Genomic DNA, 18,609 nt, shown 5'->3' with positions numbered 1-18,609 from the left:
CGCCCCGATCGTTAATGGCAAGAAATATAGTTCTACTCACTTCGGCGAGGGCTGCGGCGCTTTTTCGCGGGATATCGATACGTCAGGCCTATCCAGCGATTGATGACGGCTATTGGACCGCGGCGCCCGATCAGCGTTTAGATGAGGATAGAGCCGCGAGATTCGGAGGGGCGCATCATGACCACGACACCGCATCGCGTCGTCATCGTCGGAGCCGGCTTCGGCGGGCTGGAGACGACCTACCGGCTCGCCGGCAGCCCGGTCGAGATCACGCTGATCGACCGCCGCAACCATCATTTGTTTCAACCGCTGCTCTACCAGGTCGCGACCGCCTCGCTCGCCACCAGCGAGATCGCATGGCCGGTCCGGCACCTGATGCGCGACCGGCGTGATGTGACGACGCTGTTTGCGACCGTCAGCGGCGTCGATGCCGACAGGCGCTGCGTGCTGATCGACGACGGCAGCGAGGTGCCTTACGACACGCTGGTGCTCGCCACCGGTGCGCGGCACGCCTATTTCGGCCACGACGAATGGGAGCAGTTCGCGCCGGGCCTGAAGACGCTGGAGGACGCGACGACGCTGCGCCGTCACATCCTGGTGGCGTTCGAGCGCGCCGAGCGCGAGACCGATCCGGAAAAGCGCGCGGCGCGGCTGACTTTCGTCATCGTCGGCGCCGGCCCCACCGGCGTGGAGCTCGCCGGCACCATCGCCGAGATGGCGCACCACACCTTGCCAGCCGACTTCCGCAACATCGACACGCATAAGGCCCGCGTGGTGCTGATCGAGGCGGGTCCGCGCGTGCTCGCAGGCTTCCCCGATGACCTTTCGGCCTACGCGCAGGCCTCGCTGGAGAAAATCGGTGTCGAGGTCGTGCTCGGACAGGCCGTCACCGAGATCAATCGCGAGGGCGTGGTGTTCGGCGGCAAGCTGCTCGAAGCCAAGACACGAATCTGGGCCGCCGGCGTGCGCGCCTCGCCCGCGGCCGAGTGGCTGGGCGCACCGGCCGATCGTGCCGGGCGCGTGCAGGTCGAAGACGATCTTACGATCCCCGGTCATCCCGAAATCTTTGCGATCGGCGATACCGTTTTGATCAACGCCTGGGACGGCAAGCCCGTGCCCGGCATCGCGCCCGCCGCCAAGCAGCAGGGCCGTCACGTGGCCGAGACCATCAAGGCCCGGCTGCGCAAAGAGCCGACCGGCCCGTTCCGCTACAAGCACTCCGGCAGCCTCGCGCAGATCGGCAAGCGGCTCGCGGTGATCGACTTCGGCCGCATCAAGCTGCGCGGCACCATCGCGTGGTGGATCTGGGGCATTGCCCACATCTACTTCCTGATCGGCTTGCGCCACCGCCTCAGCGTCGCCCTGAGCTGGCTCTGGATCTACGCCCGCGACCAGCGCGCCGCCCGGCTGATCACGCAGGGAAGCAGCAAGGTGGTGTAGGGCTTCTTCTCCCTCTCCCCGTTCTTACGGGGAGAGGTTAAGTGAGGCGCGCTCGCCGCCCCTATTTCACCAGCTCACAGCCGCCTTCCGCCAGCGGGCGGAACGCCTGCTCCGCAGAGATCGTCGAAACCAGATTGTAATAATCGTACGGATATTTCGACTCCTCCGGTTTCTTCACCTCGAACAAATACATCGGATGCACGACGCGACCGTCCTGGCGAATCGTGGTGTCGCCGAACAGCTTGTCCTTGCCCTTGAACTTCTTCATCTCAGGCACGGCATCCTTGGCATTGTCGCTGCCGGTGGCGGCGACCGCGTTGAGATAAGCGAGCGTGGAGGCATAGACCCCGGCCTGGTTGCCGCTCGGCATCTTGCCGTTCATGCCGGGCCGCGCCGCGAACCGCTTGGCGAAGGCGCGGGTATCGTCGTTCATGTCCCAGTAGAAGGCCTCCATGAGCTGAAGCCCTTGCGCGACCTTGATGCCCATGCCGTGGACGTCGTTGATGAAGAGCAGGAAGGCGACGAGCTTTTGTCCGCCCTGCTGGATCCCGAACTCGGCCGCCTGCTTCACCGCGTTGATGGTGTCGCCGCCGGCATTGGCGAGCCCGATCACCTGGGCCTTGGAGCCCTGCGCCTGCAACAGGAACGACGCGAAGTCGGACGTGCCGAGCGGATGCTTGCTGGAGCCCAACACCTTGCCGCCATGCGCCTCGATGTATTTCTGGGCTTCCGCCTCGATGCCCTTGCCGAGCGCGTAATCGACCGTGAGGAAATACCAGTCCTTGCCGCCGCGCGACATCATCGCGGCCGCCGTGGTGTTGCCGGTCGCCCAGGCGTCGTTGACCCACTGGATGGTGTTGGGCGAGCAGGCCTTGCCGGTGAGATCGGAGCTCGCGGTAGATGATGCGAGAAACGTCATGCGGCTGCCGCGCAGCAGCGTGTTGATAGAGAGGCCGACCGCCGAATTCGGCACGTCGACAATGGCGTCGACGCCCTCGACATCGAGCCATTTGCGCGCGATGGCGTTGCCGACATCGGCCTTGTTCTGGTGATCGGCGTAGACGATGTCGACCTTGATGCCTTTGCCGCCGCCGTTGAAGTCCTCAGCGGCCATCCGCGCGGCCTCGACCGAGCCCATGCCGTTGGTATCCTGGAAGATGCCGGAGATGTCGTTGAGCACGCCGACGCGCACGACATTTTCGGAGATCTCGGCATTTGCCGCGCCGCCAATCAGGCTCGCGGCCAGCGCAAGCGTCCACTTCAAGTTCTTCATTGGTCCCTCCCCTGTCGTATTGATTATTCCGATGCCGGCAGCGTCAGCCCGGCGTGATGGTTACAGGCAGGCTGTCGAGCCCGCGCAGCGTGTTGTTGAAACGGCGCTGTGGCTCGCCCGTGATCTCGATCTTCGCGATCCGGCGGGCCAGAGCCGCGAGCATTGTCTCGCCTTCGAGCCGCGCGACCAGCTGACCGACGCACATGTGAATACCTGAGCCATAGCCGACATGGCCCGACGTGCGGCGGGTGACGTCGTAGCTGTCCGGCTTGTCCCAGCGCCGCGGATCGCGATTGGCAGCCGCCAGGAACATCAACACCTTCTCGCCCTCACCGATGGTCGCGCCTGACAGATCGACCTCGCGCGTTGTCGTGCGAAAGAAGGTCTGCACCGGACTTTCAAAACGGACGGCCTCCTCGAAAGCGTTGCGCGCCAGCGTGAAATCGCCGCGCAAGCGCTGCCACTGCTCCGGGAAGCGCGCGAGACAGTAGACCGCTGCACCGATGCCGTTGACGGTGGTGTCGAGGCCCGCCGACAGCAGCGAACGCACCAGCAGCGGCGCTTCGGTCGCGGTGATGGCACCCTCGTCGACATGAGCGTGGATGCAGGCGCCGATGCCGCCGGGCGTGAGGTTGTCCCGCTGGCACTGCTCGGTAACATAGGCCTGGTGCGGCGCCGAGCGCGCGATCGCCTCGTTGCGCAACTGGTTCGGCGGGCCGAAGGCGTTGAACACCACGCTCGCATAGGGAATGAGATTCTCGCGTCCTTCAGGCTTCAGCCCGAGCGCATCCGGGAAGATCGACAGCGGATAGGCTTCGGCGAGGTCCGTGATAGCATCGAAGCTGCGCTTCTCCAGCAAAGCGTCCACACGCTCTTCCGCTGCCGCGGCAAAGCGGTCGCGGAGCCCCTTCATCACCGTCGGCGACAGCACCTTCGAGAGCACGGCGCGGGTGCGGGCGTGCGCGGGTGGATCGGCTTCGAGGATCAGGCTCGGCGGGCGCCACGGCGTCTCCTTCTTGAAGTCGGACAGGCCGACGCCGCGGCTCGAGCAGAAGGTCGCGGGATCGTTCAGCACGGCATGGACTTCGGCATAGCGCGCCACGCCATAGACGTTCCACTTGTCGAGATAGACGACCGGTCCCGCCTCTCGCAGCAGCTCATGCGTGGGATAGGGGTCGGCGAAAAAATCCATGTCGAAGGGATCGACGTCGAGATGCGGGACGGCCGACGAACCGTTGATTTCCGGGGAGCTGGAAGTGCTCATGGAAGTCCTCCCTCATTTTGATCTTGTGAAAGGGCCGCGCTTACCTTTAGGTCTCCAGACACGCCGCGAGACAGAATCCCGACATGCCGCCGTCTTCGACCAGAGCCCGCCAAAAACCTGCGTCCACCGAGACGGGACCGACGCTCGATCTCGACCGCTACGTCCCCGCGTTCATCACCTTCATCGCCAACAAGCTCTCGAACAGCGCCACCGCGTTCTATCAGCGGGAGTTCGGCGTCAACGTCACGGAATGGCGGATCATGTCGCTGCTGGCGATCGAGCCCGGCATTCCCGCCTCGCGCATCTGCCACGTCATCGGTTTCGACAAGGGCCCGGTGAGCCGGACGCTGGCCGGCCTGGAAAAGCGCGGGCTGGTGTCGATCCGCACCGATCCCAAGGACGGGCGCACCCATTCGATCGCGCTGACGGCGAAGGGCCGCACCACCCATGACAAGGTGATCGTCGCGGCATTCGAGCGCGAACGGCGCCTGTTGTCCTGCCTGGACAAGGACGAGCGCGAGGTGCTGATCGAGCTGTTGCGCCGCCTGCACGAAAATCTCGGCGCGGTGACCGGCAGCACTGAGACCTGACGGAGCACGCGCGGTACGCGGACCTCTCTCATGTCCAGGCATGCGCCGGCATTCGCCGGCGGCACTCTCTCTGCCGAGCATTGCTTCCTCCAGAATCCGACGCGGCGGTTCCTCCCGCCGTCATCCCAGCCTGGAACTGGTTCGCACAAATTAGTTGCTTAGGCAACAAAAGAATCATGCAGGATAATGCGGCAGGGCAGCTGGCCTAACGGCGAGCTGTTTTCAGCCCGTTATTGCGAGAGGAGGCCTACGGCCGCCCACCTAATGCGAAGAGCTGCCGTTTCAACTGCTACAGACCGATCCACTCACCCGAGACATCGTCATCCAACCGCGCCAGCGCATCGGCGCGCCGCGTCAGCACGGCGCGCTGATTGATGTAGCCCTTGTCGGTGATCTCACCGCCGTCCACCGATGGCGGCTCGACGAGCAGCAGGGCGCGCGTGGCGTGGCCGGAGGAGTTGGCGCTGTGTTGCTTGAGTTTCGCCAGACCCTGCGCGATCGCGGCTCTGACCTTGTCATGCGCGAGCAATTCGTTCACGGCTGCGGCCTCGGGCAGGCCGGCACGCGCGCGGCACGCGGCGATGTTCGGGAACACCAGGAAACGCACCTCGTCGCCGCCATGGCCGGTGACGACGATGTCCTGCGCGAGCGGCGCCAGCGCGGCGATGCCGGCGAGGCGCAGCGTGCCGACGCTGACCCAAGTGCCGGAATTGAGCTTGAAGTCCTCGGCAACGCGGCCATCGAAGAACAGGCCGCGCTCAGGCCGGTTCGCATCGGCGAATTTCACGGCATCACCAATGAGATAAAAGCCCTCGTCGTCAAATGCCTGCCTGGTCAGCTCCGGCGCCTTCCAATAGCCCGGCGTGACGTTGGGGCCGCGCACGCGCACCTCCAGCTTGTCGCCGGAGGTGACGAGCTTCAATTCGGTGCCGGGGATGGGCACGCCGATATTGCCCGAGCGCTCCGCGAGGAAATGGCAGTCGGTCGCCAGCGGCGACGTCTCGGTCGAGCCCCACGCCGAGACCATCGGCATCGCGCGGCCAACGGTCTTGACGGAAAGTTCTTCCAGCGCGTCCCAGAGATTCTGCGGCAGCGCAGCCCCTGCGTAGAACGCGAATTTCACCTCGCTGAAGAAGCGGCGACATAGCTCCTCGTCTGCACGCAGCGCCGTGATCAACATGTCGAAGCCGCGCGGCACGTTGAAATAGACCGTCGGCATCACGCTTTTGAGATTGGCAAGGGACGTCGCAAACAGGCCGGGCGCCGGCTTGCCGCCGTCGATATAGAGCGAGCCGCCATTGCGCAGCACGAGATTGAAATTGTGGTTGGCGCCGAACGTGTGGCTCCAGGGCAGCCAGTCGAGAATGACGAGATCCTCGCGCGCCTGTTCGAGAAAGGTCCACGTCTGGGCCTTGGCCTGCTGGCTGGACGTCAGCATGCGCTGGGTGTTGATGACCGCCTTCGGCGTGCCGGTCGAGCCCGAAGTGAACAGGAGCTTTGCGATCGTCGCGGGCGTCACCGCGGCGAAGGCCTTTGCGACGTCGGCGCTCTCGGGCGTTGCCGCGATGGTGCGGAAAGCCAGCGCATCGGCATCGTCTGCATTGCCGCTGATGATCTGCGCGCTATGCAGAGGCTTGATCGCGGCCAGCGCCGCCGCAAACGGCTTGGTCGCAGAGACATAGATTGCGGCGGGCTCAAGCAGCGTGATCATGCTCTTGAGCTTGTCGAAATCCTTCGACATCAGGGAATAGGCCGGCGAGATCGCCGCCGAGGGCACGCCGACATGCTGGACCGCCAGTGCCAGCAGCGCATGATCGATGCTGTTGTCGGAGAGGATCGCGAGCGGGCGCTCCGGACTGAGACCTTGCGCCAGAATCCACGACGCTGCCGCGCGCACCTGGCGCAGCGCCTGCGCGTAGGTAACGGTGGTCCATGGCAATTCGGCACTGCTGCGCTCGGCGAGGAAAGTCGCATCGGGCCTCTGCCGCGCCCATTGCTCCAGCCAGTCGCCGATGCAGCGCGCGCCATCGCGCAGCGGCTCGGGCGAGCGCAGCACGATGCTGCCGTCGGCGCGATGCTCGGCAACGGTTCTGGGTGTCGCGAACAGGCTCGCAGCATCACCGCGAGGGGCGGTTGTCATGGTTTCCTCCTGGCCCGGAAGCCGGGATCGGCCGCAGCCTCGTCGCGGACCACGTTGGCCTGCATGTTGGCCATGACAATTGTTGGGGCGCAAGCTCAGGCCCGTTGAGCTGCCCATTATTTGCGCAAATGCTCGTAACAGGGCGCTGACACGAAGCTCCGCCAGCGCTCGAAATATCTCACAAGCCTCTGATCTCTCGGTAATATCCGCAGCACTTGTCCTGCCCGGATTCTGTACACAATGGCACATCGCTTGCTTCGATCGGGGTGAAGAGACGTAGCCGGAGATTTGTCGCCATGAAGGCTGAAATGGGGGCTGAGCAGCCTGAAACGATCGCCGCGATCGTGGCCGCGCATCGCGCGGGCACGCTCACGCCGGCGCAGACGGTCGCACGCACCTATCAGCGCATCCGCGACCACAATGATCCCGCCGTATTCATCAGCCTGCGCGACGAAAAGGACGCGGTCGCCGAGGCCGAGAAGCTCGCCACCAAGGAGACCGCCAGCCTGCGGCTCTATGGCGTGCCGGTGGTGGTGAAGGACAATATCGACGCGCTGGGGTTTCCGACCACCGCGGCGTGCCCGGCCTTCTCGTACATCCCGACACACGATTCGACCGCGGTTGCGCGGCTGCGCGCCGCCGGCGCGATCATCATCGGCAAGACCAATCTCGACCAGTTCGCGACCGGCCTTGTCGGCGTGCGCTCGCCCTACGGCATCCCCAGGAACGCGATCCGCGATGACCTCATTCCCGGCGGATCAAGCTCGGGATCGGCCGCCGCCGTCGGCGCCGGGCTGGTGCCACTGTCGTTAGGTACCGACACCGCCGGCAGCGGCCGCGTGCCGGCGATGCTCAACAACATCGTCGGTCTCAAGCCGAGCCTCGGCATGATTTCGACCGCTGGCCTGGTGCCGGCCTGCCGGACGCTGGACTGTATCTCGGTGTTCGCTTTGACGGTCGACGACGCCGCGCTGGCGCTCTCCGTGATGGCAGGTCCCGATCAGGCCGATCCGTTCTCGCGCGACCGGCCGCTTGGCGCGATCACCCCGCTTCCGGCAAACCTGCGCCTGGGCGTGCCGCGCAGCGGACAGTTGATCTTCTTCGGCGACAAGAAGGCGGAAGCGGCTTACGCCGAGGCGCTGAAGCGCTGGACCGCGCTTGGGGCAACGCTCGTCGAGTTCGACCTCGAGCCGTTCTATGAGACGGCCCGACTGCTCTACGAGGGACCGTGGGTCACGGAGCGCTATCTCGTGATCCGCGACCTGCTGGCGTCCGCGCCGGATGCCATCCATCCCGTGACGCGCGAGATCACCGCGGCCGGTGCGCGGTTGACGGCGGCGGACACCTTCTCCGCGCTCTATCGTCTGCAGGGCCTGCGCAAGATCGCCGAGCGCACCTTCACCAATATCGACGCGCTGGTGCTGCCGACGGCGCCGACGGCCTATACGACCGCGCAGGTGCTGGCCAATCCGGTCGAGCTCAACAGCCGGCTCGGCACCTATACCAATTTTGTCAATCTGCTCGACCTCTGCGGTCTCGCGCTGCCGGCGGCGATGCGTGCCGACGGCATCCCGTTCGGCATCACGCTCCTTGCTCCCACCGGACACGATGCGCTGCTCGCCAGCATCGGGCGCGTGTTCCATGCCGATACCAAACTGACGCTTGGCGCAAAGGGCGTGGCGCAACCCGCGCTGGCGCCGCTTGCCGCTGATAGCAGCGACGAGATTCCCATCGCCGTAGTCGGCGCGCATCTGTCCGGCATGGTGCTGAACAGCGAGTTGAAAGCGCTGAACGGCCAGCTGATCGAGGCGACCAGGACCGCGGCGGACTACAAGCTCTACGCATTGAAGACCACGCCGCCGAAGCCGGGCATGCTGCGCGTCGAGGCCGGCAAGGGCGCGTCGATCGAGCTGGAGATCTGGTCGCTGTCGTCGTCCGCCTTCGGCAAGTTCGTCAACGCGATTCCCGCGCCGATGGCGATCGGCACCGTGCGGCTGGCGGATGGCCGCAGCGTGAAGGGATTTCTCGTCGAGCCCGAGGTGCTGGGCGAGGCTCGCGACATCACCGCGTATGGCGGCTGGCGGAAGTATATGGCGGAAGCTGCGACAGCGTAGGTCTCGTAGGGCGGGCAAAGCGAAGCGTGCCCACCATCACCGTCAGCTTGGGTGGATGGTGGGCACGGCGCTTTGCGCCTTTGCCCACCCTACGGCACCGTGCGCGCGGCCCTAAACCGACACCGCGTAGATCTCGTACTCCCCGCGCACCAGCTCGATATGCGCACGCATCGCGGCGGCGGCGCCCTGCTTGTCGCCGCGCATGATGGCGACGACGACGCGATCGTGTTCCGCTTGCGACTTGGCGAGACGTCCGAGATTGCGGAACTGGGCGCGGCGGAACGGCTGCACGCGCACGCGCGTCGCCAGCGTGATCTCGGCGATGTAGCCGTTCTGCGATCCCGCATAGATCGCATTGTGGAAGCGCTCGTTGACTTCGTGGAAGCGGTCGGGGTTGCCGGCGTAGCTCAACACCCGCAGCTCTTCGTGGATGGCTTCCAGACCGTGACGCTCGGCGGCTGACATGCGTTCGGCGGCAAGGCCCGCGCACAGCGCTTCCAGCTCCGCCATCGCCTCGAACATGCCCGTCAGCCGTTCGAACGAGGGCTGCGCCACCACCGCGCCGCGATGGGCGCGCGCTTCGACCAGGCCGCTTGCCACGAGCTGGCGCAGTGCTTCCCGCACCGGCGTGCGCGAAACGCTGAAGCGGCGCGCGATGTCGGTCTCGTCAAGCGGCGCGCCAGGCGGCAAAGCTCCGCGCACGATCTCGTCGGCGAGCTGCAGGCGCAGCTCCTCGGCGCGCGTGACCTTGTGCGCTGATGGCGACGCCCGGTCGACACGCGGCACCGCCGGCAGCGCTCCGGGCGGAAGATCGTCAAGCGTCATACGGTCAGGTCTCTTTCGACTCGTCGATGATGCTGACATGGGCGGCGACGACGCGCCAGCCCTCCGGGAATTTTACCCAGGTCTGCATCTGCCGGCCGACCTTACCCGGCATCGTGTCGCGATAGAACAGGGTGGAGGCGACCGCGGTGTCGCGGCCATAGCTGGTGATCACGGTTTTCGCGGTGCGGCGATTGAGGCCGACCGGCGAGCGCCCGGCGCGAAAGCCGGAGATCGCTTCATAGCCGTAGAGGTTCTCGCCGATGCCATAGCGCAGCGTGCGGGGATCGTTGCGGAAGAGCTCGCCGAGCACCGCGACGTCGTTGGTGATCAGGGCCTGCTCATAACGCTCGAACGCGGCTTTGACGTCCGCGATCACGTCAGGGAGATCGATCTCCATCTCAAAATCCTTTTGGGCTGGGCGCGGCGGCGACGCCCATCTTCTCCAACGCGTACGCGACGCGCAACGCGATGTCCTCGCGCCAGGGCGCGGCGATGATCTGCACGCCGATCGGCAACGGTTCGAGCGGCACCGGCACGGCGACGACCGGGAGGCCGATGAATGAGATCGGCTGGGTGTGGAGGCCGATATTGGCACGCACCGGCAGCTCGACGCCACCGAGATGGAAATTGACCTGGCCGAGCTTCGGCGCGGTGCATGGCGTCGCCGGTGCAATCAGCACATCGACGGATTTGAAAATCTCCGCGAATTGCGTGCGATACCAGCGGCGGAATTTTTGCGCGCGGTCGACCAGCGGCGCCGGCACCATGGCGCCCGCGATCAGCCGGTCGCGCACGGCGGGATCGAAATCGTTCGGTCGCTTGCGCAGCCGATCGAGATGCAGCGAGGCGCCTTCTGTGGTGGTGATGACATAGGCCGCCGCGCGGGCACGCGCGGCTTCCGGCACGTCCACCACGCGCGTGGCGCCCAGCGCCTTGGCGACGCGGCTGACGGCTTCGACGGCTTCCGGAAACAAATTGGTTTGGAAGTAGCCGCCGGCGATCGCGATGCGCAGGTCCGAAACCGGATTGGCGAGCAGCGGCAGCGTCGGCTCCAGACCACGTGTGGTGGTGCAGGCGGCGTCGTCCGCATCCGGCCCCTGCATGGCGTCATAGGCCAGCGCGAGATCGGTGACGGAGCGCGCGAACGGGCCGAGATGATCGAGGCTCGCGACGAACGGGAACGAACGCGCACGCGAGAGCCGGCCATAAGTCGGCTTCAGGCCGAAGATGCCGCAGAACGAGGACGGCACGCGGATCGAACCGTTGGTGTCGGAGCCGAGCGCGATCGGCACCAGCGCGCCGCCCACGGCGCTGCCCGAGCCGCCGGAGGAGCCGCCGCTCATCCGCGTGGTGTCATGCGGATTGCGCGAGGGACCGTCATGAACGTTCTCCCCGGTGAAGTCATAGGCGTATTCGCCCATGTTGAGCGCGCCGACCAGCACGGCGCCGGCCGCTTCCATCCGCTCGATCAGCGTGGCATCGCGCGTGGCGGGCACGCGGTCTCGGTTGATCTTCGAGCCTGCGCGCGTGGCGAGGCCTGCGACGTCGAACAAATTCTTGACCGCGAAGGGCACGCCGGCCAATGGGCCGACGGCCTTGCCGGCGGCGATATCGGCATCGATCGCGCGCGCTTTGGCACGGGCGCGATCGGCGGTGATGTCGGTAAAGGCGTTGAGGATGGTGTCGTGCTGCTTGATGCGCGCAAGCGCGGCTTCGGTCGCATCGAGCGCGGACATCTTGCGGCCCGCAACCGCGCTTGCGATCTCGGAGGCCGTCATCTCTGGCTTGGTCGTCATGGCGGCGTCAGACCGTGAACACGGGCGCTGGCTCGGTCTCGTCCGGCAGCGCGAATTCGTCGACGAGGCGGCCGAGCCGCAGCGAGACCTCAAGATTGGCGCGTATGGACGACCTCCATGCTTCCTCGACGGGCAACGCCAACGCTTTGGTGACAGCGTCGATATAATCGTCCAGCGGTTCGGCCATCACGCTCCCAAACAAGCTCTCAGTGTGCGCCCTGTATCTGCAGCGGCGGATGCGGGATCGCCGTCAGCAGCTCCTTGGTGTAATCGTCCTGCGGATCGCTCAAGACCCTCTCGGAAGACCCTTCCTCGACGATTCGACCCGACCGCATGACAATGACACGATCGCACAGCAAGCGCACTACGTTCAAATCATGCGAGACGAACAGATAACTCATACCTAGCCGCGCCTTGAGGTCCTGGAGCAGATTGAGGACCACGGCCTGGACCGAAACGTCGAGCGCGGCGGTCGGCTCGTCCAGGATGACGAGTTTCGGGTGCAGGGCGATGGCGCGGGCGATGCCGACGCGGGCCTTCTGGCCGCCCGACAATTGGTGCGGAAAGCGATCCAGCAGATTGTGCGGCAGGCCCACCATGGTGGCGAGCTCCTCGCAGCGAGCGCGGAGCGCGTCGCGCCCCCTGATGTCACCGAGCTGCATGATGGGATCGGCGATGGCGCGGACGGCAGTGAAGCGCGGATTGAGGCTGTCGGTCGGATCCTGGAACACCATCTGGATGCGGCTGCGCTGCGGCAGACGGGCGAAGCCGGCGGGCGCGATGGCGCCGATGTCCTCGCCGTCGAACTGGATCAGGCCCGAGGTCTGGTCCAGCAGCCGCATCACCATCATCGACGTGGTCGATTTGCCGCAGCCGGACTCGCCGACCAGGCCGACGCTCTCGCCGTGACCGACCGAGAAGCTGATGCCGTCGACCGCGCGGAACATATCCGGCTCCACCGGCGGCTTGCGGCCGAACAGTTTGCCGAGCGTGGCGGTGGCGCCCTGACGGGGATATTCCTTGACCAGCTTGTCGATGAGGAGAAGGGGCGTCTTGCCGGCCGGGACGATCGGAGCCAATTCCGCGGATGCTGCGCTCGTGGCGGCGAGTGCTGAGCCTTCCTCCTCCGGCAACAGATCCCGCAGGCTCACGCCGAGGCGCGGCGTCGCGCGCATCAGCTTCTTCGTGTAGGGGTGCTGCGGGTTGGCGAAGATGTCGGCCGCCTTTGCAGTCTCGACCACCCGGCCCTTCTCCATCACCACCACGCGGTCGCAATAGGCGGCGGCGAGGCCGAGGTCATGCGTGATCAGGATGGTGGACATTGCCTTGCGCTTGGTCAGCTCGACGATCAGATCCATCACCGCCTTCTGCGTGGTGACGTCCAATCCGGTCGTCGGCTCGTCCGCGATCAGCAGTTGCGGATTGCAGGCGAGCGCGAGCGCGATGACGACGCGCTGGCACATGCCGCCGGACAATTCGAACGGATAGGCGTGATAGCGCTCGCGCGGCCGGGCGATCTTGACCTGCTCCAGCGCCTCGATCGCCTTTTCGCCGCGGTCCGAAACCATGGCCTGCTGGACATGGGTGCGCAGCACGTCCTCGATCTGGTCGCCGACCTTCCGGATCGGGTTGAGCGCGGCGCGCGGGTTCTGGAAGATCATCGAGACTTCGCGACCGCGCAAATCGCGCATCTGGTCTTCGGTCGCGGCCTTGACGTCGATGCCGGAGAACATCACCGAGCCCTCGGCAATCCGCCCGGCACGGTCGAGGATGCGCATCACCGCGTACGACGTCACCGACTTGCCGGATCCGGACTCGCCGACGATGGCGAGCGTCTCGCCCTTCGCAACGGAGATGTTGACGTGCTGCACCGCTTTGACGATGCCGCGGCGGGTGGTGAATTCGACGGTGAGGTCCTGGACGTTGAGCAGCGGCTGGGCGGTCATGGGCACCTCCCAAACAAAAACGTCGAAAACAACCCCATGCACAGTAGAACGGGATTGATTTCATTGGATAATTTTGAGCGAAAATTTGAACGGAATCCAGCCATCACGTCCTCCGCTGGGGGTCGACGATGTCGCGCAGGCCGTCCCCGAGGAGGTTGAAGCAGAACACGGCGATCATCAGAGCGAGGCCCGGGAATAGCGCGATCCACCATTCGCCTGACACCATGAAGCCGGCGCCTTCGGCGACCATGATGCCCCATTCCGCCGTCGGCGGACGGACGCCGAGGCCGATAAACGAGAGGCCGGCGGCATTGAGGATGGCGTAGCCCATGGTAAGCGACATCTGCACGATCATGATCGGCATGATGTTCGGCAGGATATGCACGAGGAGAATGCGGAATTCGCCGTTGCCGGACAGACGCGCGGCCTGCACGAAGCCGGCGTTGCGGCGGACATTGGCTTCGGCGCGCGCGACGCGGGCATAGAGCGGAAAGTTCACGATGGCGGTGGCCAGGATGATGTTCTGCACGGTGTTGCCGAGCGCGGCGACGATGCCCATGGCGAGCACGAACAGCGGGAATGCCATGATGGTGTCGGCGATGCGGCCGACGATGCGATCGGTCCAGCCGCCGAAATAGCCGGCCGCGATGCCGGCGAGCCCGCCCATCAGGAACACCAGCGCGACGGAGGCGACCGCGATGAACGTATCGAGCCGCGTCGCCACCACGACCCGGCTGAAGATGTCGCGGCCTAATTGGTCGGTGCCGAACCAGTGCGCGGCCGAGGGCGGCTTCAGCGACGCCGCGGTGTCGGACGCCAGCGGATCATACGGCACCACATAGGGGCCGAAGATCGCGGCAAGGAGGATCACGATCAGCAGCGCGAAGGCGAAGCCCGTGACCTTGTTTTCGCCGAGCACGTAGCGGGTCTGGTCGAGCAACGCGACGAACCCTGACGTTCGCGCGGGACCGACAGGTTCAACAGCAGGCGCAACGGAGCTCATTGTGTCCCCTACCCTTCCAGCCGCACGCGCGGATCGATCACGCCATAGAGAATGTCGATCACCAGATTGAGCAGCACGTACATCACCGCCATGGTCAGCACGAAACCCTGCACCGGCGCGAAGTCCGACGAGATCAGCGCCTCGACCGCATAGGAGCCGATGCCTGGCCAGGCGAACACTTTCTCCACCAGCACGTTGGCGCCGAGCAGGAACGAGAACACCATGCTCAGCGTGGTGATGACCGGAAGCATCGCGTTGCGGAAGGCATAGGTGACGATGACGGTTGCCGGGGACAGGCCGCTGGCGCGCGCGGTGCGCACGAACTCGGACGACAGCACCGCCAGCATCGAGGCGCGCGTCATGCGCGCGATTGGCGCCAGCGAGAAGATCGCAAGCGTCGTCGCCGGCAGGATCAGCTGGCTGCATGCCGAGCGGAACGCCTCGAAGTCTCGCGCGATGAGGGTGTCGATCAGATAGAAGCCTGTGACCGTCGGCGGCGCGCTGTAGAACACATCGAGTCGACCGAGCGGCGCAGGCGACCAGCCGAGCCGGAAATAGAAGACATAGACCAGCACCAGACCTGTGAAGAACACTGGCAGCGAGACGCCGGCCGTCGTCGTCACGCGACAGAGATGGTCGACCCACGATCCCGGCCGCGTCGCCGCCAGCACGCCGAGAGGGATGGCGATGACGACCGAGACGATGAGGCCGAGCAGCGTCAACTCGGCGGAGGCCGGCAGGCGGTTGCGGATCTCGGCTGCGACCGGCTGGCCCGTCGTGAGCGAATTGCCGAAATCGCCATGGGCGAGATCGTTGGTGTAGCGGAAGAACTGCTCGATCAGCGGCTTGTCGAGGCCGAGTTTTTTCCGGATCTGCTCGACGGCTTCCTTCGTTGCGGCGGGCCCTGCGAAATAGGCGGCGGGATCGCCCGGTAGTGCGCGGGTCAGCAGGAAGGTGACGATGACGACCCCGATCAGCGAGGGAATCGCGAACATCAGGCGCTTGCCGATCATGGTCAGCATGGGGTTGCGCTCCTGCTGCTCTGCGTTTGTGGGCGGGTTCGCGCCACCTGCTCCGCCGCGCCCCCTCTCCCACGCAACCGGGGTCTACCCCGGTTGCGCATTGGTGATTGGCGCAAGTCGGGCAGGCCCGACTTGCGATGGGAGAGGGTTGGGGTGACGGGTAGCCCCAAGCGAGGTCGGAGTTCGTGGCTACCCCTCACCCTGCCCCTCTCCCACAAGGGGAGAGGGAATGAGAGAGCGGTGGCCGCCTCACTCAGAAAGAGAGTCGACGACGCGACCATCTCGCCCGCCATCCCCTCACCCCTTCGCCATCGCGCGATAATCCAGGCGGCGGTGGAACCAGTATTGGTAGCCGCTGATGTTCTTCTGCATCGCGACGTTGACGAAGGGCTGGTACAGCGGGATGCGCGGGATGTCGCTGTAGGCGAGGTCGACGAAGCCCTTCACGTCGGCGTCGTAGGTCGCGGTGTCACCGGTCGCGGCAGCATTCCGCGCCCCGTCGATCAGCTTGTCCATCTCCGCCGACTTGTAGCTCATGGTGTTGAAGACGGAATTATTGCCGTGATAGCACCAGTAGAAGAAGTATTCGGGGTAATCGAGCCAGCCCGAGAACACGTTGGTGAAGAGCGGCATCTCCTTCTTGTTCAACTCGGTGCGCCAGTTGGCGCCGGGCACCTTGTTGATGGTGGTCTTGATGCCGATCTGGGCCAGGCTCTCCTGCACCAGCACGCAGAGCGGCTCGTTGACGCCGGCGAAGTTGAGGTCGAACGAGATCGTGGTCTCGAAGCCGTTGGGATAACCGGCTTCAGCCAGCAGCGCCTTCGCCTTGTCCATGTCGGTGTTGAACTTGTGCGGCTGCGGCCAGGCGACTTCGGTCGGCTTGTCCTTTGCCGCGCCGAACATCGGGTTCGCCAGCCCGAACATCACGGCGTCCATGATCTTCTGATAGGGAATCGCGTAGGCGACCGCCTGACGCACTTTGGGATTGTCGAACGGCGGCTTGGTCACGTTCATGCCGATGTACTGGATGCCGTTGGAGAACGGCAGCGACACCACGTTGAGCTTGCCGCTCGCCTTCATCTCCTGGAAATCCTTGAACGGCAGCTCGTAGGAGATGTCGGCGTCGCCACGCTCCAGCAGCGCGCGGCGATTGCCGGCCTGCGGCACCATGCGCCAGATCACGCGCTTGATCTTCGGCAGCGGGCCGCCGACCCAATCGTCGTTGCGCTCCATCACCACTTCGGTGCCGGCGGTCCACTTCGTCACCTTGTAGGCGCCGGAGCCCGCGGTCTGCTGCTTGGTGAATTCGAGACCCCAGGGATCCTTCTCGCTGGCATTCTTCTTCACCAGTTCGGAATTGACGATGCAGGGCACGATCACCGCGAGATCGGGGATCGTCAGTTTGTCCTTCTTCAGGAAGTCGACACGCACGGTGTAGTCGTCGATCACGACGAACTGCTCGGGTTTCGTGAGCGAGCCGGCGCTCATCTGGAAGGTGGGGAAGCCGCCGACGCTGACGGCGCGGTCGAGCGACCACTTCACGTCCTTGGCGGTGACAGGCGCGCCGTCGTGGAATTTGGCGTTCTTCTTCAGCTTGAAGGTGACCGACATGTCGTCGATCTTGAACTCCTCGGCGAGCTCGCCCTTGAATTTGTCGCGGTCGTAATAGGGCACCCCGCCGGGGCCGGTCTTCATCTCGTGGCTGAGCAGGCGGTCGTAGCAATTCCAGGACACCTCATAGCCGGGCACGTTGGTGCCGACGCCGTGGATGTCGAGATTGTTGGGGCCGCCTTCCGAGACGATCAGCAGCGTCTCCGAGCGCGCATCGGCCATCGCCGACGAGATCACGGACGGCATGGCCGGAAGCGCCGCGCCAGCGGCCAATCCGGAAACGGACTTGAGGAAATCGCGGCGCTTCATGAAATGGCTCCAACACAAAGTTTTCTGGTTGGAACTGGATTCGCAAGGTTCGTGCCAAGGCTTTATGAGAGCTTAAAACAACATAAGCAACTGATACAACTACGAAAAATGGCCACTTCTTCGACTGTCGATCAGAAGCCGATCTCCAGCGCGTTGCATACAAAGAAGCATATTTGCATATAAAATGGGCTTTCTGGAACGCTCGCTCATTGCGTGGGCGCATCTCGTCCCAAGTCACTCGGCTACTGATCCGCGGCAATCACCCCGGCCAGATCAGCTCCTGGAGCTCGACCAGATCGTCGGCCTCGTCCTGCCAACCCTCGATGCAGATGTGGTTGTTGAGGTCGCTGGCGCGATGCAGCAGCATCAGCGCCATCAGGCGGCGCTTGAGTGAATAATCGAGCTTCGCATAGCCGAAACCTTCGAGCAGGCTGCGTACCCTCCCCGGCCGGCCCGCTGCCATGAAGGCGCTGGGGCCGAGCAGATCGTAGTCGCGCCATCCCGCCAGCACGTCGCCGAAGTCGAACAGGCCGGCGAGCGACCATTGATCATTATGGCAGGCGAGCAGGAAGTTCTCCGGAATGTATTCGCCGATCAAGATCACCGGCGGCGCATCGATGGGAATGAGCGCGGCCGCGTCACGCAGGAGATCGTCGAGGCCGGCGAGGAATTTTGGCGCCAGGCCGAGACGCGTGTGCCGCGCCTTGCAGCCCTGCATCTGGGCCTGCATGAAGTCGGCCCAGCGCGGCTCGATCTGCTCGAGCGGACCGAGCGGCGCGCGCTGCACGGTGGCGATGGTCTCGCCGATCTGGCGCAGCACGCGCTCCCTCTGCGCTTCCGCCAAGTGCGGCCAGACCTCCGACCCGAGCGCGCCGGCAAGGCGTGTGATTGCGAGATAAGGCCAGCCGTCGCGCTCGCCTTCTGCGACGATCTCGGGGATCGGCAAATGGAGGCGGCCGGCAAGCTGGGTCAGCGAGCCGTGCTCGGAGACGAATTGCGCGCGGAGCAGCGGCGGGAAGATTTTCAGGATCAGGTGATCGCCGAAGCCGACGACGAGATTGGTGCCGGTGGCAAACACGCGCGGCGCGCTGATATCGAGACCGTGGCTGCGGGCGATGTCGATGGCGATCGGCAGCCATCGCGGAGGATCGGCGCGAAAGGCGCGAAAGGCAGCAGCGTCGGTGAAAGTCGGCAAGATTTGCGATGGAACGCTGGTCATGCGCGCCCGATCGGGCAAGCAGGTTTTGGTTGATTTGATGCGCGCCAAGCAGACGGT

The 18,609-nt window shown here is 65.0% G+C and carries 15 protein-coding genes; 3 read left to right on the top strand and 12 right to left on the bottom strand.

The genetic code is table 11. The annotated features are described in order from the left end of the window. Positions 1–177 precede the first annotated feature (177 nt). Positions 178–1,440, top strand: a complete 1,263-nt coding sequence (locus IVB41_RS03695) for an NAD(P)/FAD-dependent oxidoreductase (protein WP_247426840.1) — start codon at positions 178–180, stop codon at positions 1,438–1,440. Positions 1,441–1,501: 61 nt separating this feature from the next. Here the strand turns inward: IVB41_RS03695 and IVB41_RS03690 are convergent, their stop codons facing one another. Together IVB41_RS03690 and IVB41_RS03685 are read right to left on the bottom strand one after the other, a co-directional pair. Then, positions 1,502–2,713, bottom strand: a complete 1,212-nt coding sequence (locus IVB41_RS03690; RefSeq protein WP_247426837.1) for an ABC transporter substrate-binding protein — start codon at positions 2,711–2,713, stop codon at positions 1,502–1,504. A 43-nt stretch (positions 2,714–2,756) separates the two neighbouring features. Continuing rightward, positions 2,757–3,977 carry a cytochrome P450 gene (locus tag IVB41_RS03685; protein WP_247426834.1) on the bottom strand — a complete coding sequence of 407 codons (1,221 nt, stop codon included), beginning with the start codon at positions 3,975–3,977 and terminating at the stop codon, positions 2,757–2,759. Positions 3,978–4,060: 83 nt separating this feature from the next. Between IVB41_RS03685 and IVB41_RS03680 the strand changes: the two genes are divergently transcribed. Continuing rightward, positions 4,061–4,567, top strand: coding sequence for a MarR family winged helix-turn-helix transcriptional regulator (locus tag IVB41_RS03680; RefSeq protein WP_247426831.1), 507 nt, complete (start codon positions 4,061–4,063; stop codon positions 4,565–4,567). A gap of 289 nt (positions 4,568–4,856) precedes the next feature. On the opposite strand, the gene IVB41_RS03675 is transcribed toward IVB41_RS03680, so the two are convergent. Beyond that, positions 4,857–6,707 (bottom strand): feruloyl-CoA synthase, encoded by a 1,851-nt coding sequence (locus IVB41_RS03675; RefSeq protein WP_247426828.1) that lies wholly within the window; start codon positions 6,705–6,707, stop codon positions 4,857–4,859. 296 nt (positions 6,708–7,003) lie between these two features. Here IVB41_RS03675 and atzF point away from each other — a divergent pair, with 296 nt between their 5' ends. Further along, on the top strand, positions 7,004–8,821 hold the full coding sequence (gene atzF, locus IVB41_RS03670; RefSeq protein WP_247426826.1) for an allophanate hydrolase: 1,818 nt from the start codon (positions 7,004–7,006) through the stop codon (positions 8,819–8,821). A 111-nt stretch (positions 8,822–8,932) separates the two neighbouring features. Here atzF and IVB41_RS03665 read toward each other — a convergent pair whose 3' ends face one another. From IVB41_RS03665 to IVB41_RS03625, 9 genes are all read right to left on the bottom strand, one after another. After that, on the bottom strand, positions 8,933–9,646 hold the full coding sequence (locus IVB41_RS03665; protein ID WP_247426808.1) for a GntR family transcriptional regulator: 714 nt from the start codon (positions 9,644–9,646) through the stop codon (positions 8,933–8,935). A 4-nt stretch (positions 9,647–9,650) separates the two neighbouring features. After that, complete coding sequence (gene hpxZ / locus IVB41_RS03660) at positions 9,651–10,043, bottom strand: oxalurate catabolism protein HpxZ (protein ID WP_007615793.1); 393 nt, start codon at positions 10,041–10,043, stop codon at positions 9,651–9,653. A 1-nt stretch (position 10,044) separates the two neighbouring features. Then, complete coding sequence (locus tag IVB41_RS03655) at positions 10,045–11,442, bottom strand: AtzE family amidohydrolase (RefSeq protein ID WP_247357579.1); 1,398 nt, start codon at positions 11,440–11,442, stop codon at positions 10,045–10,047. 7 nt (positions 11,443–11,449) lie between these two features. Next, positions 11,450–11,629 carry a DUF4089 domain-containing protein gene (locus tag IVB41_RS03650; RefSeq protein ID WP_007615797.1) on the bottom strand — a complete coding sequence of 60 codons (180 nt, stop codon included), beginning with the start codon at positions 11,627–11,629 and terminating at the stop codon, positions 11,450–11,452. 19 nt (positions 11,630–11,648) lie between these two features. Continuing rightward, positions 11,649–13,388 carry an ABC transporter ATP-binding protein gene (locus IVB41_RS03645; RefSeq protein ID WP_247426805.1) on the bottom strand — a complete coding sequence of 580 codons (1,740 nt, stop codon included), beginning with the start codon at positions 13,386–13,388 and terminating at the stop codon, positions 11,649–11,651. 103 nt (positions 13,389–13,491) lie between these two features. Continuing rightward, the gene (locus IVB41_RS03640) at positions 13,492–14,391 is read right to left on the bottom strand and encodes an ABC transporter permease (RefSeq protein WP_247357577.1); all 900 of its coding nucleotides are present in this window, start codon (positions 14,389–14,391) and stop codon (positions 13,492–13,494) included. A gap of 8 nt (positions 14,392–14,399) precedes the next feature. After that, on the bottom strand, positions 14,400–15,413 hold the full coding sequence (locus IVB41_RS03635; protein WP_018456013.1) for an ABC transporter permease: 1,014 nt from the start codon (positions 15,411–15,413) through the stop codon (positions 14,400–14,402). Positions 15,414–15,710: 297 nt separating this feature from the next. Next, the gene (locus tag IVB41_RS03630) at positions 15,711–17,333 is read right to left on the bottom strand and encodes an ABC transporter substrate-binding protein (RefSeq protein WP_247426803.1); all 1,623 of its coding nucleotides are present in this window, start codon (positions 17,331–17,333) and stop codon (positions 15,711–15,713) included. A gap of 259 nt (positions 17,334–17,592) precedes the next feature. Then, a complete protein-coding gene (locus tag IVB41_RS03625) occupies positions 17,593–18,552 on the bottom strand; it encodes a phosphotransferase (RefSeq protein WP_247426801.1) in 960 nt (319 codons plus the stop codon). Positions 18,553–18,609: the final 57 nt, after the last annotated feature.

Source organism: Bradyrhizobium sp. 44 (assembly GCF_023073095.1).
Lineage (GTDB): Bacteria > Pseudomonadota > Alphaproteobacteria > Rhizobiales > Xanthobacteraceae > Bradyrhizobium.
The sequence above is the reverse complement of the archived record's forward strand: the minus strand, read 5'-3'. Positions and strand labels throughout refer to the sequence as shown.

What these genes read in the sequence shown, in the direction of transcription:
- IVB41_RS03695 (WP_247426840.1), top strand. Translation starts at nt 178, where the DNA reads ATGACCACGACACCGCATCGCGTCGTCATCGTCGGAGCCGGCTTCGGC.
- IVB41_RS03690 (WP_247426837.1), bottom strand. Translation starts at nt 2,713, where the DNA reads ATGAAGAACTTGAAGTGGACGCTTGCGCTGGCCGCGAGCCTGATTGGC.
- IVB41_RS03685 (WP_247426834.1), bottom strand. Translation starts at nt 3,977, where the DNA reads ATGAGCACTTCCAGCTCCCCGGAAATCAACGGTTCGTCGGCCGTCCCG.
- IVB41_RS03680 (WP_247426831.1), top strand. Translation starts at nt 4,061, where the DNA reads ATGCCGCCGTCTTCGACCAGAGCCCGCCAAAAACCTGCGTCCACCGAG.
- IVB41_RS03675 (WP_247426828.1), bottom strand. Translation starts at nt 6,707, where the DNA reads ATGACAACCGCCCCTCGCGGTGATGCTGCGAGCCTGTTCGCGACACCC.
- atzF (WP_247426826.1), top strand. Translation starts at nt 7,004, where the DNA reads ATGAAGGCTGAAATGGGGGCTGAGCAGCCTGAAACGATCGCCGCGATC.
- IVB41_RS03665 (WP_247426808.1), bottom strand. Translation starts at nt 9,646, where the DNA reads ATGACGCTTGACGATCTTCCGCCCGGAGCGCTGCCGGCGGTGCCGCGT.
- hpxZ (WP_007615793.1), bottom strand. Translation starts at nt 10,043, where the DNA reads ATGGAGATCGATCTCCCTGACGTGATCGCGGACGTCAAAGCCGCGTTC.
- IVB41_RS03655 (WP_247357579.1), bottom strand. Translation starts at nt 11,442, where the DNA reads ATGACGACCAAGCCAGAGATGACGGCCTCCGAGATCGCAAGCGCGGTT.
- IVB41_RS03650 (WP_007615797.1), bottom strand. Translation starts at nt 11,629, where the DNA reads ATGGCCGAACCGCTGGACGATTATATCGACGCTGTCACCAAAGCGTTG.
- IVB41_RS03645 (WP_247426805.1), bottom strand. Translation starts at nt 13,388, where the DNA reads ATGACCGCCCAGCCGCTGCTCAACGTCCAGGACCTCACCGTCGAATTC.
- IVB41_RS03640 (WP_247357577.1), bottom strand. Translation starts at nt 14,391, where the DNA reads ATGAGCTCCGTTGCGCCTGCTGTTGAACCTGTCGGTCCCGCGCGAACG.
- IVB41_RS03635 (WP_018456013.1), bottom strand. Translation starts at nt 15,413, where the DNA reads ATGCTGACCATGATCGGCAAGCGCCTGATGTTCGCGATTCCCTCGCTG.
- IVB41_RS03630 (WP_247426803.1), bottom strand. Translation starts at nt 17,333, where the DNA reads ATGAAGCGCCGCGATTTCCTCAAGTCCGTTTCCGGATTGGCCGCTGGC.
- IVB41_RS03625 (WP_247426801.1), bottom strand. Translation starts at nt 18,552, where the DNA reads ATGACCAGCGTTCCATCGCAAATCTTGCCGACTTTCACCGACGCTGCT.